Source organism: Proteus penneri (assembly GCF_003144535.1).
GTDB classification, from domain to species: Bacteria; Pseudomonadota; Gammaproteobacteria; order Enterobacterales; family Enterobacteriaceae; genus Proteus; species Proteus penneri.
On the sequence record NZ_PHFJ01000005.1, the window covers coordinates 120,623 to 134,294 of the forward strand.

Annotated in this window: 13 protein-coding genes; 3 read left to right on the forward strand and 10 right to left on the reverse strand. The window is 39.2% G+C overall.

Translation table 11 applies throughout. The annotated features are described in order from the left end of the window. Nucleotides 1–14: 14 nt before the first annotated feature. The 7 genes from CUB63_RS08405 to apt all read right to left on the reverse strand — a co-directional run bounded on the left by CUB63_RS08405 (nt 15) and on the right by apt (nt 6,919). Nucleotides 15–1,490, reverse strand: coding sequence for a hypothetical protein (locus CUB63_RS08405; protein WP_072063644.1), 1,476 nt, complete (start codon nt 1,488–1,490; stop codon nt 15–17). Next, the gene (locus CUB63_RS08410) at nt 1,484–2,239 is read right to left on the reverse strand and encodes a PP2C family serine/threonine-protein phosphatase (protein WP_109847869.1); all 756 of its coding nucleotides are present in this window, start codon (nt 2,237–2,239) and stop codon (nt 1,484–1,486) included. Before CUB63_RS08410 ends, CUB63_RS08405 begins: the two co-directional genes overlap by 7 nt. Continuing rightward, a complete protein-coding gene (locus tag CUB63_RS08415) occupies nt 2,239–2,907 on the reverse strand; it encodes a vWA domain-containing protein (RefSeq protein WP_196543904.1) in 669 nt (222 codons plus the stop codon). The genes CUB63_RS08410 and CUB63_RS08415 overlap by 1 nt, the downstream gene beginning before the upstream one ends. 243 nt (nt 2,908–3,150) lie before the next feature. Next, nucleotides 3,151–3,756, reverse strand: coding sequence for a recombination mediator RecR (gene recR / locus CUB63_RS08420; protein WP_109847870.1), 606 nt, complete (start codon nt 3,754–3,756; stop codon nt 3,151–3,153). Beyond that, a complete protein-coding gene (locus CUB63_RS08425) occupies nt 3,756–4,085 on the reverse strand; it encodes a YbaB/EbfC family nucleoid-associated protein (protein ID WP_109847871.1) in 330 nt (109 codons plus the stop codon). Before CUB63_RS08425 ends, recR begins: the two co-directional genes overlap by 1 nt. 54 nt (nt 4,086–4,139) lie before the next feature. Next, nucleotides 4,140–6,113: a DNA polymerase III subunit gamma/tau gene (dnaX, locus tag CUB63_RS08430; protein WP_072063647.1), complete on the reverse strand. Its 1,974-nt coding sequence runs from the start codon at nt 6,111–6,113 to the stop codon at nt 4,140–4,142. Nucleotides 6,114–6,367: 254 nt separating this feature from the next. Continuing rightward, a complete protein-coding gene (gene apt, locus CUB63_RS08435) occupies nt 6,368–6,919 on the reverse strand; it encodes an adenine phosphoribosyltransferase (protein WP_072063648.1) in 552 nt (183 codons plus the stop codon). Between the two features lie 137 nt (nt 6,920–7,056). Here apt and priC point away from each other — a divergent pair, with 137 nt between their 5' ends. After that, nucleotides 7,057–7,599 carry a primosomal replication protein PriC gene (gene priC, locus CUB63_RS08440; protein ID WP_072063649.1) on the forward strand — a complete coding sequence of 181 codons (543 nt, stop codon included), beginning with the start codon at nt 7,057–7,059 and terminating at the stop codon, nt 7,597–7,599. 11 nt (nt 7,600–7,610) lie between these two features. Continuing rightward, complete coding sequence (gene rsmS, locus CUB63_RS08445) at nt 7,611–7,775, forward strand: pleiotropic regulatory protein RsmS (RefSeq protein ID WP_072063650.1); 165 nt, start codon at nt 7,611–7,613, stop codon at nt 7,773–7,775. On the opposite strand, the gene mscK is transcribed toward rsmS, so the two are convergent. From mscK to acrR, 3 genes are all read right to left on the reverse strand, one after another. Then, nucleotides 7,776–11,198: a mechanosensitive channel MscK gene (mscK, locus tag CUB63_RS08450; RefSeq protein WP_229096504.1), complete on the reverse strand. Its 3,423-nt coding sequence runs from the start codon at nt 11,196–11,198 to the stop codon at nt 7,776–7,778. 126 nt (nt 11,199–11,324) lie between these two features. Beyond that, nucleotides 11,325–11,678, reverse strand: coding sequence for a DsrE/DsrF/TusD sulfur relay family protein (locus CUB63_RS08455; protein WP_006535056.1), 354 nt, complete (start codon nt 11,676–11,678; stop codon nt 11,325–11,327). A 28-nt stretch (nt 11,679–11,706) separates the two neighbouring features. Next, the gene (gene acrR / locus CUB63_RS08460) at nt 11,707–12,351 is read right to left on the reverse strand and encodes a multidrug efflux transporter transcriptional repressor AcrR (RefSeq protein WP_006535057.1); all 645 of its coding nucleotides are present in this window, start codon (nt 12,349–12,351) and stop codon (nt 11,707–11,709) included. 124 nt (nt 12,352–12,475) lie between these two features. Between acrR and CUB63_RS08465 the strand changes: the two genes are divergently transcribed. Then, nucleotides 12,476–13,669, forward strand: coding sequence for an efflux RND transporter periplasmic adaptor subunit (locus CUB63_RS08465; RefSeq protein ID WP_072063654.1), 1,194 nt, complete (start codon nt 12,476–12,478; stop codon nt 13,667–13,669). Nucleotides 13,670–13,672: the final 3 nt, after the last annotated feature.

Consider the following 13,672-nt stretch of genomic DNA (forward strand, 5'->3'; position numbering starts at 1 on the left):
TTATTTCCCCTAAACTATGGCTTTCTTTTCAAAATATGCATTGAAGGGAAAACAAAAATAACTAACAAAATAATGGCTGAAACCATTAAAAACATCACACTCAACATCGTTATGAGTATTTGTTCAATATAATCCGCTTTGATTAAATCAGCGACCCAACTAGAGCCTAAACTACCGCTAACTCCTTGTGGAATAAAGTTCATCAGTAATAAACCCAAAACTACTGGGACTGTCATAGCAATAGCGGTATGTAAAATAACCTTAGGTACTTTGCTTATAGCTTGTTTTATAGCAATAAAAATTGCAGGAGGTTGCATCGGTTTAGACGGAGCTGTACGTATTGTCGCTTGTCTAGCAATAGTATTTTGTACTCTTGTTTGGCGTACCTGTTCTTGTTGCGTTTGATTTTGTTTTTGAGTTGTTGCAACTTGCTGTAACTGAGCTTGCCTTGCACATGCTGCACAGGCTTTACCCGCAAAATGCTGGTGGTTTTTATCTTTCTGGCAAACCAACATTTGCTGTTTTTCAGGTTGTGCGTATTCATACAGTGCCGTAGCCCATGTTTTAGCACTGGGTCTTAATGAAGGGGCTCCTGAAAATGCTTTATCAAAGAGTGTTCTTAATGTATCAGGTAATTGTTTATGCCCACTCGCTACACTGGGTGAAATTAAATTATGTGCTTTTATGCCATAACCATAAAAGCGCCCAGCAATACGTCTTGGAATATCCGTAGGTACAGTGTCATTTTTAGGGCGACCACTAAAAGGGTGGATACCAAAATTAAGCAACTGAAAAATAATTACAGCTAAAGCAAATCGATCTTGCCACTCTTCTTCTGCTTCTGGAATAGTTTGCTTGGCTTGAAATTCTGGCGCTAAATATTCAACGGTAAATTGCCCTGCAGGATAACGTGTATTTTCTCCTTGTATACTAAATCCATCACAATCGAGAAGAGACATATACAAGCTTGATTTATAAAACCGCAAATTCAACGGTTTCATATCAATAATACGATGCCCTTGCTGATGTAAAGCGTCAATCAATGAGCAAAGGTTATATGCGAGACTGACTTTCGCGCCCATCCCAGTAGGTAAACCATGAGCTTTGGCTTGGCGTTCTTGAAGAATGTATTCCAACTCAATCGTATTTTTGACATCAAGTTCCGGCATCACAAAGCCAACAAATTGCTTTTGGCTATTATATAAACGTGCTTGAGGCCATGCGAGTTGGATAATAGGCGTACCGTTAACAGAAACTGGCTTTAATGCAGGTTCTAACTTCTGCATTGCCGTGATTTTTTTCAGATAATAGGCTTTATCAATTTTGTCATGATAAACTTTTGAGACTTGGGAAGGGACATTATTAATATGGCTAACGCTACCTGCACCACCGCTTTTTATCAAATCACCTATTTGATAAATCTTACCGTTTTCATCTTGTAATTGCCTAGATACTGATTGAGCTATCCCTTTCTTTCTTGCTTTTACCACAACTCTTCATCCCTGATGCAAATAACTAAGGTTTTATCATCGCCTGTGATTGAATGTGTTCGAGGATCAGCTAAAGTTCCTGCTAATGCCTCACTTCCGCTATCTTCTGATACTGTTTTTAAATAACGGATCACAGGAGTGATAAACGGTTCATAAAGTGCATCACACGCTTTATTCATGGCAAAAGGCTGTACACCATCAGACATCAAAATAACTTGTTTTACTGGTTTATTTAGAGGAATTACGCGTAAATGCGCATCCCAATTTTCTGACGTCACAAACCAAGTTTGATTTGCATATTCCCCATTTTCAGGCTGTGATACATAACTTGTACCATCGCAGTATTCCACTACAGCAATGCCATCACCTAAATGGAATAAATAACCACCATCATCACCAACCCAACATGCAACCAGTGTTGATGCATATTCATTAAGCGCACACTGTTTTATTTCTGCATATTCAGCCAATTGCTGTCGAATATCTTCAATAAGCTGTTTAGCCCCTTGTGTTATCTGTTTTTCGGTTAACAAATCAAAGTTTGGCCACTCTGTAATGCGTAGCGTAAATAACCGAGCGACAAGCTGAGCGCCTTGTTCACTATAACGAGAGGAGCCTGCGCCATCACAAACAGCGGCGATAAGATATTCACCTTTACGGCGAATAAAATAAGCATCTTGACAGGGAATTTGACGTTCTTGATGGGCAATTCCTGTCACCGATGCCCCATATGCTAACCAATCGTTCATCAAACAGGTACACTCGCCCAAGAATCCGTAGAAGGTAATTGTGCCGTGCCACCCGGTGTTGATTGAGACACCACTTGCATGCTGGCGCTTAGCCACAAGAACAACTCTTTAAATTGTAACCCTTTAAGCATTTTCACCCCATTAACACCATTACGGCTAAAACTGCCCATTACCTCTGCTGATGCACCATCAACCATGATAGGAAATACTGCTGTTTTTTGGCTTTCTTCTGCTTGACGACAAAGCTGTGCAGCCTGTTCCCATTGATCGGTTGGTACACCATCAGACATTAAGAATAGCCAAGGACGAGTATAAGCAACACCGGCTTGTTTAAAACGCTGTTTTTCCGCTTCTATTTCTTCAAGTGCCAGCGTGATAGCTTGCCCCATCGGCGTTGTGCCATTTGCCTCTAAAACAGGCGCAGTAAAATCCATAGCATCTTTCCAATCACCATGAATAGTGCATTGGTCATATCCGCCATACTCAATCACTAAAATACGCACACGCTTTGCAGCAATAACGTCATTTTTTAGTTCTTGTTCAAGTAACTTAAGACCTTCATTTAGTTGTTGGATAGGCTGCCCATACATACTACCAGAGCTATCTAGCACTAAGATAAGAGGGGTTCTTTGTTCACTATTATCAACCAAGGCTACGTCAGGGATCATAAGATGCTCCATCATTCAGTTATTATTTTTCATGATAATGGTTAATGTAACATAAAGACGCAAAATTCATCAGAAAGAAAAAAGCAATAAAGTGAAGATAAAAGATATTTCTTAAAAAAAACCGTCTTACAGCTTAATGGACTAATTTTTAGTTAAAACGGCACTTTTTTTCGAAGTTTAAGATAAAAAAAGCACCTCATACATTAAGTAAAGAGGTGCTTTTTTAATAAACTATTTATGATGTTAATAGTGGATTTTTTGGCGTCCAGCAATAGAGTGTGAAAGCGTTGTACCGTCGACCATTTCAAGCTCACCTCCCACAGGAACCCCATGGGCAATTCGGCTGGCAGCAATATCATACTGAGCACAAATTTCAGCAATGTAATTGGCTGTTGCTTCACCTTCAACAGTCGGATTTGTCGCCAAGATCACTTCTGAAATAGTTTCTTGGCTTAAGCGCTCTTCCAGTCTATCTAAACCAATATCCATAGGCCCAATACCATCTAAAGGAGATAAATGCCCTATTAAAACAAAGTATCGACCCGCAAACTGCCCTGTCTGCTCGATAGCATGAATATCCGCAGGACTTTCGACAACACAAATTTGCCCATTTTGCTGACGGCGAACATTGGCACAGATGGTACAACGCTCTTCTTCAGTAAAAGTTCGGCAATCACAGCAATGACCAATTTCAGACATTGCGCGAGTGAGAGCTTGTGCAAGTCGCATACCACCGCTTCTATCGCGTTGAAGTAGTTGGAAAGCCATTCGTTGCGCTGATTTAGGCCCGACACCGGGTAAACAACGCAACGCTTCCATTAATGATTCAAGAAGTGGGCTGGTTTGCATTAGAATGGCATCTTAAAGCCTGGTGGCAATTGCATACCGTTAGAAACAGAAGCCATTTTTTCTTTTTGTGTTTCATCAATACGACGTGTAGCATCATTAAAGGCAGCAGCAATCAAATCTTCTAGCATCTCTTTGTCATCTTCTAGCAGGCTAGGATCGATTTCAACACGACGGCAATTATGAGCACCATTGATAGTGATCTTAACTAAGCCAGCGCCAGATTCACCTGTCACTTCTAAGTTTGCGATCTCTTCTTGCATTTGTTGCATTTTTTCTTGCATTTGTTGGGCTTGCTTCATCAGATTACCCAAACCACCTTTTCCGAACATAATTGTCTCTCTTTGTAAAAGCCACACAGTATGAAGTCATACAACATGTTGCGATTAAACAGGTCGGATACTCTCTTCATCCAATTCAGCATCAAAATATTGCTGTAATGTTTGAATCGTTTTATCCGTAATAATCGATTGACGCGATAACGCCAATTTTTCATCATAAATGGCTTGTCGCCACTCCAACGGCGTTTTTACCGCTGGATTATCATCTTCTATAATTGTGAGTGAAATTGCTTTTCCATGCAATTCACTTAACGCATTAGTCAGAGTACGTAACGCATTTGCTGAATTTAAATGTTTCTGTTTAGTTCGTAAATGCAAAATAACGTTTTCTTCGCTTACTGTCTCTTTATATGCATTTAAGGCCAGTTGTTGCACTAATTTAGGTAGTGGCATTTTGTCAATTTCAGCCGCCCAAGCATCTCTTTCTTGCGACTCTTTAGCAATTTTCGCTGCTAATTCAGGTGTTTTTTCATATTCGAGAACCTCTTTGATCTCTTTGGGTGAAGAAACAACCTGTTCCGTTGACATGATTTCAGGGTTTTGCGGACGCCACTGATACTCTTCTTTTTTCTTTTTTTCAGGCGCATTAGTCTGACGCTTCACAACTTGCTGGCGTTTTTCACTCACGGCTGCTAGCCGCTCTAATGCACTAGCAGCCGGCTTAGCCCGATTAGGCGTCGCCGGTTCAGACTTTTTTGGCGGGGTTTGTTGTTCCGTCCCCTTGATTGCCTGCCTTGCTCTTAAAAGTTGCGCTGCTGGGCTGTTACCTAATGACGCACTCTTTTCTATAGGCGAAGAAGATTGGTGAGCCATTTGGGGCGAGTGAGTCTGTACAGTTTGCGGAGCATAATGTTCAGACATTCTATTCGTAGGTAATGATGCTGAAGGTAGAGTTTGTGCTAATGGCGCTGAAGGTATTTCATCAATCACTGTTTTAGGATGAAAAGCAAGCGCACGTAGCAGAGTCATTTCGACCCCCATGCGTCTATCTGGTGCATAAGCCAGTTCTTTTCGCCCGACTAATAAAGTTTGATAATAGAGTTGTAAATCTTGTGGAGAAACAGATTTAGCCAATAAACGTAGACGCTCTTGAGTAAATTGCTCTTGAGGATTTTCTTCACTAGGTAATAACTGCAACATGGCAATTTGATGTAATAATGAGAGGGTTTCCACTAGGAAATTTTCCCAGTCAGTCCCTCTTGAAGCGACTTCATTCACCAGCGACATGACCTGTTGACCATCCGCTTTTACCAACGCTTCAATCAATGCTAAAGGTTGAGCGTCATCAATAGTGCCAAGCATTTGGCTAACCACTTCCGTACTGACGACACCTTCGCCACTTGCAATAGCTTGGTCTGTTAAACTTAATGCATCTCGCATACTGCCATCAGCAGCACGTGCAATAAGTTGACGTGCTCTTACATCATTTTCAATATGTTCTGCTAAAAGCACTTTTTCGAGTTGTGTTGCTATTTGGTCAATATCTAATGCTCGCAGATGAAATTGCAAGCAACGCGATAAAATCGTGACAGGTAATTTTTGTGGATCTGTTGTTGCTAATAAGAATTTAACGTGCTCAGGCGGCTCTTCTAATGTTTTTAGTAACGCATTAAAGCTGTGACGAGAAAGCATGTGAACTTCGTCAATCAAGTAGACCTTAAAACGGCCACGAGCTGGCGCATATTGCACATTATCCAGCAGTTCACGGGTATCTTCTACCTTGGTTCGAGATGCAGCATCGATTTCAATTAAATCAACGAAACGCCCTTGTTCTATTTCAAGGCAATTTGCGCATTGACCACAAGGTTTACTCGTAATACCTGTTTCACAATTAAGCCCTTTGGCAAATAATCGGGCAATAGTGGTTTTTCCGACACCTCGAGTGCCAGAAAAAAGGTAGGCGTGATGAAGTCGCTGATGATCAAGACCATTAGCTAAAGCCGTCAACACATGACGTTGGCCGACAACATCGTTAAAAGTTTGTGGGCGCCACTTACGGGCAAGTACCTGATAGCTCATTGATTCCGCTAAATTTGAACAAGATTTATCTCTATGCTAACACAGGGGCGACCTATTGAGCGAGATCTGTAAGAAACAAATGAGATATTAATGAAAGAACCAGATGAAATAAAAGATAAAGTAAGAGGTAACAATTGTGCGGGCAATATACATTTATAAAAATAGAAAAACTTATAAACGATATATAAGCACCCGCACTCTTACTTGTGTTTACGATAAGAACTTCATTAGCCCTTTTCTAAACAGTGAAGAAATTAATGTCCTGGAAAATCAACCAGCGTAAAGCTGTGAATACCTTGTTTTTCTAAGCGTTGGATACCGCCTAAATCAGGTAAGCAGATAATGAATGCAGCTTCTGTCACAGTCCCGCCTAAACGGCGAATAAGACGAGCAGTTGCTTCAATGGTGCCACCGGTTGCCAGTAAATCATCAACCATTAATACTTTGTCTTGATCCGTAATGCTATCTTTGTGGATCTCTAAAGTATCTGTGCCATATTCCAAATCATAAGTTTCACTGAGCGTTTCGCGAGGCAATTTACCTTTTTTACGAACAGGAACAAAACCAACACCGAGGCGTAAAGCAACCGGAGCACCAAATAAGAAACCGCGAGCTTCGGTACCCACGACTTTAGTGATACCCTGACCTTGATAGTGTTCTACCAATAAATCAATGGTTGTCTGATATGCAGCAGGATTATCTAATAATGTAGTGATATCACGGAATAATATCCCTTCTTTTGGATAATCAGGAATGGTTTCAATACTGTCTTTAATAAATTGCAGTTGTTGCGCGTTAGCAGTCATAATCAGTGCCATAATAAAAAACGAAACGATAGAATCTATGCAATATGCCGTTAAAATGCAACAGAAAGCCAGTTAACAACTCTTTTTTGTTGCTTAAAGTCAATTCATGTTTTTATCAAAACAGGGACAAGAACCAGATGACTAAACCCGATCCTTTAAGCTTGTTTAAAAAACAGATAGACAATCTAGCCGAAACAATGGCGCCTATTGCAAACAAAAAAATTGCAGCACCTTGCTTCGACACAGCACTGTTCCACCGCCGAAGTGATTCTCTTGACGGTTATATGCAACAGATCCGCGATAATTTTACCCAGTTAATCGCTTGTGTTGAAGCACAACGAAGCCAGCAGGTTAAATTTCTGGCTACACAAATCCTACAACAAATAGAAGCATTAACTCGTGAATTATCGACACAAACACTAAGAAAGCAAGAGAACCAGCTTACTCAACGAAAAAAAAGTGTCGATTTATACCAAAAACTTGCCCAACATCAGGATTATGAACGTCGATTACAGGCCATGATCCAAGATAGAGAACTTTCATTAATGCAAGCACAGAGCTTTATGAAGCAACAAGAGTTACAAAAAGAGATTGCTGCTCTTGAAAATCGCCTTGCGCGCTGCAAAAACGCCTTGTTTTCTATCGAAAAAAACATTGAGAAACAAGAAGATAAATTTTAAAGGAAGTGATTATGAGTTTAAACGAAGCGCCAGAGTCTGTTCAATTGGCTGTCGATCTTATCTATTTACTTGAAAGCCACCATATTGATCCTAAAACAGCATTAGAAGCCCTCGAGATTGTGCGCCAAGATTATGAAAAAAAATTAGCGACACAATCTACTCATTCATCCCTTTAATTAAGCGAAAGGCGTATTAGCATCAGGTGTTGAGCCATCAAGAGGACGTTTTATCTCTTGTACTTCATCACCTTGTTTATTATGCAAATAGACATCAAGTTGGTTAAACGCAATATTGATATTATTTTCATTACATAGCTTATCAATAGCGCGGTTAACTTCATCTATTGCAATACTTCTATCACCTAATGTTCTGACATAAAAACGCAATTCATGATTCAGGGTACTTGCCCCAAATTCAGTAAATAGCACCACGGGTTCTGGTTCAGTCATCACTCTGATATTATCTTTAGCGGCCTTCATTAAGATCGCTTTGACCTTCTCGAGATCAGAGCCATATGCCACCCCCACCTGAATAATAATGCGTGTGACAGTATCAGATAATGTCCAGTTAATAAGCCGTTCGGTTACAAACGCTTTATTTGGAATAATCACTTCTTTGCGATCAAAGTCAGTCACTGTCGTTGCTCTAATTCGAATTCGGCTAACCGTACCAGAATAAGTACCAATAGTAACCGTATCACCAATTCTGACAGGTCTTTCGAACAAAATAATTAAGCCAGACACAAAGTTTGCAAAGATCTCTTGTAAACCAAACCCTAACCCTACCGTTAAAGCCGCCGCTAACCATTGTAATTTCTCCCATGCCACACCTAATATTCCCAGAGAGACAATGGTTCCAATAGCAATAATAACGTAGGTTAAAATAGTCGTAATAGCGTAAGAAGCGCCTTGTTGCAGTTTGATACGCGATAAAATTAATACCTCTAATAAACCCGGTAAATTTCGCGTCATAAACCAAGAGATTGCCATGATAGAAACAGACAATAAGAGATCGGCAACAGTCACGGCCTTAACCACATTACCGAGTTCTGTCGGTAATGTGTAATTCCAGAGCGTTATTCCATCTAAATAGGTAAAAACAGTAATAAAATCAGACCAAATTCCATAGAAACTAGAAGCAAAGATGATAAATAAGATCATCGTTGTCAGTCTTAATGATTGCTGATTGATTAGATCCATATCCATTGGCGGCTCTTGAATCGGTTCAAGGCTGTTATCTTCACCTTCTTTTTTCTCTTTTAACATAGCTTGCCTACGTTCAAGCGCTCGACGATATGCAAGCCTTCTCGCCGCAACAGTTAATCCGCGCAAACTGGCGTGATAAGCAATAAACCACAACATAAGCAGATATAAGCTATCAATCCAGCGATTGGCTAAACGCAACGCCGTATAGTAATAACCAAAAATGACTAATCCCATTAAAATTAAAGGCGAAAATGTTAATAGGGTGATCACAACCGTTCTAACAACATGATTCCCCTTTTCTTGCCACATTTCGCGGCAAAACGGCAATGCACATAAACTAATGCAAAACAGTGAAATAATCGCAACCAACTGCCCAATCACATCGCCCACCAGCAATAATGGATTATTAATGCCATAAGCAGAAAGTAAAATAATCGGCAACATAGGAAAAGAAAGCCGTAATAAACGTTTACGGTTTTGTTGGACTCGCTCTACAGGAATTTTAAAATGTTTTACTGCAACACCATTGTCAGACATTAAGCGATAAGACCATTCGAACATCAGCCAAAATACCGCAAATTGCCAAGCGAAGGACCAGATAAACTCTTGTTGTACATTAAAGCTATTTATTAGCCAATATCCTATCGCTAAAACAAAACAAGACAGAGGTAAAGTTTTAAGAAAAACAATTCCCAGAGCAAGCGGTGTATGTAACTGAGAATCTTTATTGAGTTTATTTATATCCCCGTTCAGTTTTTCAAACTGAATATCAAGTTTTTTACGTTGCCAAATCAGTATTGAACCGAACAAAATTAACCCAATAAGAACAGGAAGTGATTTCTTAGCCCCGATCAGCAGATTTTCATTTGACCAATTGAGTTTAACACCTTGAAACTCAGCAACAGCCTGCGAGGGGAATGCTGAAAACCAATTAAGATTAATAGGCTTATTGCTGCTTACCCAGAAAATTTGCTGAGCCAATGTGTTTTCGAGTGAACTGACCACACTACGCAATTGTTGTTGATCCATTTGTAGGTTAATCGAACCTGAAATTTGATTACCCAATTGGTTATTGAGCTTATCAAGTAATTCACGTCTAGCATCAACAAGTAATTCTAATGCACTACGTAACTCTTTTTGTGCATTAGGATCGGAAGCTTCAGGATGAGCAACTTGATATTCATGCATCAACTGATCAATATAAACACTGGGCTGTATTATTTGATCGCGTTGTTTGTTTATTTCAAACTGCTCTAAGCGTAAGTCCGCAATTTTATCGGGCAGGTTATTAATAAAAATACCATCCGGTAAATCAACTTGCTCTTCAAATAAGATACGAGAAAGCAATAAGCTTCCTTTGAGAACATCAATTTGTTCTTTTAAATTTCGTTCAGATTGAATAGCTCTGTCTAAACGATTTTTGACCATTAAACTATGGCGATTTAACTCATTATTATTTTGCGTTGTAACAATCAACTTATCACTAAGATGTTTATTGATTTCTGTTTGTGCTAAATAAAAAGGATTGCTATTAATTTCTTGATTTTCAAGTCCTGTACTTTGCGCTTCTTTCGCCGTTTCTTCTGAACTATCTAAACGCTTATCACTAATCTCTTCTTGAATGAGTTGAGCATGTTCTTGGGAAAGGTCGATGTAAGCAGAACTATAATCACGTTGGAGTTGTAATAGGCTTTGTAGCTGCACATTAAATTGTAAGGTGCGTTTTTGATAATTATTCTGTTGTTGAAGATAATATTGTTCTAATTGCAATAATTGTACTGCTGAAGGTCGCATTTGTGCTTTATCTGCACTACTTTTATTCAATGATATTCTTATTTGTTGCAGTCTTTCTGAGTTGTTAAATAAAACGGATTGTGCTCTTTCTGGTTGTGTTTGTAACACAATAAGTTCATTGCTGTAATTGGCTAAATCGTCTTGCGCTTTTTGTAATGATTGTAAGACAGTCTCTAATTGTGATTCTAATGTTGCTAAAGGTAATGCTTCTAGTGACTTTTGATAGTCGCCTACTTCTTTATTAGCGACTTTCTGTTTTAACTGATTAAGTTGATATTGTGCATTACGCAGCTTTTCAGGTAATTGCTCTACGGTTTTATCATAGCTTGCTAATTTTTTTTCTAGCTGTTGAATATTATCAAGTAATAAAAGTGATTGTTCTAAGTCAGCAATCGTTAATTTATCTTCTGCACTTAACTCGCTACGTTTGTTTAATAAATTAAGCTGGTTTTGAATACTTTCTTGAGTGGGTAAATTACTGGGTACTGCAGCTAAAACTGAGTTAATGGAGAAACTCAAAAAAACAAACATAATAATCGTGGCGAAAATAGTCGTCATTATTCGATTATCGAACTGAGAAAAAAAAGTTTGAGTACGCATAGTTAAGCAACTTGTTCAATTAATATTGAAAAACTGTTTATTATTATAATCCAATTGCTTTAAATTGGCATTGTAAACAGCACAAGTTGCTTGGTCTGTTTCTCGCCCGAGAAAACGAAATGATGATCAGAAAGTCAGGATTTTATCAGCATCTAGTGTCCACTGAGCTAAATCCACTAACGTGCCTAATTCTGCACCATCAACAAGCGGTAGCTCACTGATACCACGAGTGTCTGTACAGGTTTTGCATAGTTTAACAGGCACATTTTGTGCTGTTAAAATTTCCAGCATTTGCTGTAAGTTATAACCTTCTTTAGGTTGTTGACGCGCTAAAGCCCCAGTCACTGCGTCTGACATTAAAAAAATATTTAATTCAGTTTCTGGATGCTGTTCTTTCAATGTTATTGATAAACGCAGTGCGTTAAATAATGATTCATTGCCATAAGCCGCACCATTAGCAATAACTAATATCTTACTCATAAACCTCTTCCTCAAGTCTAATAATAAATTAAGATGACGCTGATATTCTCATATTGGCGCTGTGCTTTATCATATCAATAAAGCTATCAACCAAATATTGACTTTCATCTTTGATAGAGAAACTTTCTGGTGAAAATAACCAATTTTCGGCAAGACCCGTCATCATGGCTCTTAACATAATGGCAGCTCTTCTTAAATTAAGATTGGCAGGAAGCTGTTTTTTCTCAACACAACGAAATAAAGATTGTTCTATTCTAGAATAATCCGCTGCACACAATTCTCTGCGAATTTCAACAATTGGCGTCATTTCACCGACAAATTCGCATTTATGGAAATATATTTCTAAAAGTGAATTATGTTTAGGATCTTCGACAATGGATGTCAATATGTAAATAAGCAATTCTCTTAATACAAATAGTGGATCATCTGGATATTTTGTTTGATACTCTAATTCTAAAGATTCTATTTTTAAGTCGGTGAGTTTGCACGCTTCAGTAAATAAATCCACTTTATTTTTAAAGTGCCAATATATTGCGCCTCGGGTAACACCTGCCGCGGATGCAATATCTGAAAGTGATGTGGCAGAAACGCCTTGCACAGTAAACAACCTAAGTGCAGCATCAATAATCTGCTGTTTTGTTTCTTGTGCCTGCCGTTTAGTTTTTCGTGCCATTAATCCTCGATTTTGACTGAAGTTAATTTACATACATTCATGTATGTTTGTACTATACATCGCAATCAATCATCAACTTAATTATTTTTATCCCGGGAAACAACGTTTGAATAGAGGTTTTCTTATGCGAAAAAACAGAGGGGTTTTGCCTCTGGCTCTGTTAGTGCTATCAGGCAGCTTGGTTCTTGCTGGATGTGACGACAAAGCTAAACAGTCTGCTGGAGGTCCACCTCCTGCACCGGCTGTCGGTGTTGTGACTTTAGGAGCAGAAGCTCTGACAATCACTACTGATTTACCAGGTCGTACATCAGCTTTCCGTATTGCTGAAGTTCGCCCTCAAGTTGGCGGCATTATTTTAAAGCGCAATTATACTGAAGGTAGCTATGTAGAAGCGGGTACATCTTTGTATCAAATCGATCCAGCTATTTTTGAAGCAACTTTAAATAGTGCGAAAGCTGAATTAGCGAAAGCGAAAGCAAATGCTGAAATAGCGCGTCTCACTGTGGAACGTTATAAGCCTCTGCTAGGTACAAACTACGTCAGTAAACAAGATTTTGATACTGCAACATCTCAATATGCACAAGCTGTAGCTGCTGTTAAAGCAGGCGAAGCCGCGGTAACAACTGCAAAGATTAATCTTGAATACACAAAAGTAACAGCACCTATTTCAGGTCGTTCAGGTAAATCTACTGTGACTGAAGGCGCACTTGTCGCTCCAGGTCAGCAAGTGGCACTGACAACTGTTCAGCAAATCGATCCGATTTACGTCAATGTGACGCAGTCGAGTGAAGATTACCTGAAACTTAAAAATGAAATTGAAAGTGGCGTTATTCGTCAAGAGCAAGGCAAACCTGTTGTTCATTTAACATTGACTAATGGGCAAGCTTACGCACAGAAAGGTCATTTAGAATTTTCTGATGTGACTGTTGATGAAACAACAGGCTCAATTACGATGCGTGCTATCGTACCTAACCCAAATGGGGAATTATTACCAGGTATGTTTGTTCGCACTAAATTAGAAAATGGTATTCGTCAAAATGCAATTTTGATCCCACAGCAAGCTGTGATCCGTACTGCTCGTGGTGAAGCGACAACAATGGTTGTTAATAAAGACAATGTTGTTGAAGTTCGTACCATCGATGTGTCACAAGCTGTTGGTAATAAATGGCTCGTTAATAGTGGTGTTCAGGCTGGTGAACGCGTTATCGTTTCTGGATTGCAAAAAGCAAAACCCAAAATGACAGTAACGCCTCAAGAAGAGAATTTAGATGCGAAGCCATCACCTGAACAAACTGAGCCAGCTAAGAATCCTCAATAAGGA

What these genes read in the sequence shown, in the direction of transcription:
- CUB63_RS08410 (WP_109847869.1), bottom strand. Translation starts at nt 2,239, where the DNA reads ATGAACGATTGGTTAGCATATGGGGCATCGGTGACAGGAATTGCCCAT.
- CUB63_RS08415 (WP_196543904.1), bottom strand. Translation starts at nt 2,907, where the DNA reads ATGATCCCTGACGTAGCCTTGGTTGATAATAGTGAACAAAGAACCCCT.
- recR (WP_109847870.1), bottom strand. Translation starts at nt 3,756, where the DNA reads ATGCAAACCAGCCCACTTCTTGAATCATTAATGGAAGCGTTGCGTTGT.
- CUB63_RS08425 (WP_109847871.1), bottom strand. Translation starts at nt 4,085, where the DNA reads ATGTTCGGAAAAGGTGGTTTGGGTAATCTGATGAAGCAAGCCCAACAA.
- dnaX (WP_072063647.1), bottom strand. Translation starts at nt 6,113, where the DNA reads ATGAGCTATCAGGTACTTGCCCGTAAGTGGCGCCCACAAACTTTTAAC.
- apt (WP_072063648.1), bottom strand. Translation starts at nt 6,919, where the DNA reads ATGACTGCTAACGCGCAACAACTGCAATTTATTAAAGACAGTATTGAA.
- priC (WP_072063649.1), top strand. Translation starts at nt 7,057, where the DNA reads ATGACTAAACCCGATCCTTTAAGCTTGTTTAAAAAACAGATAGACAAT.
- rsmS (WP_072063650.1), top strand. Translation starts at nt 7,611, where the DNA reads ATGAGTTTAAACGAAGCGCCAGAGTCTGTTCAATTGGCTGTCGATCTT.
- mscK (WP_229096504.1), bottom strand. Translation starts at nt 11,198, where the DNA reads ATGCGTACTCAAACTTTTTTTTCTCAGTTCGATAATCGAATAATGACG.
- CUB63_RS08455 (WP_006535056.1), bottom strand. Translation starts at nt 11,678, where the DNA reads ATGAGTAAGATATTAGTTATTGCTAATGGTGCGGCTTATGGCAATGAA.
- acrR (WP_006535057.1), bottom strand. Translation starts at nt 12,351, where the DNA reads ATGGCACGAAAAACTAAACGGCAGGCACAAGAAACAAAACAGCAGATT.
- CUB63_RS08465 (WP_072063654.1), top strand. Translation starts at nt 12,476, where the DNA reads ATGCGAAAAAACAGAGGGGTTTTGCCTCTGGCTCTGTTAGTGCTATCA.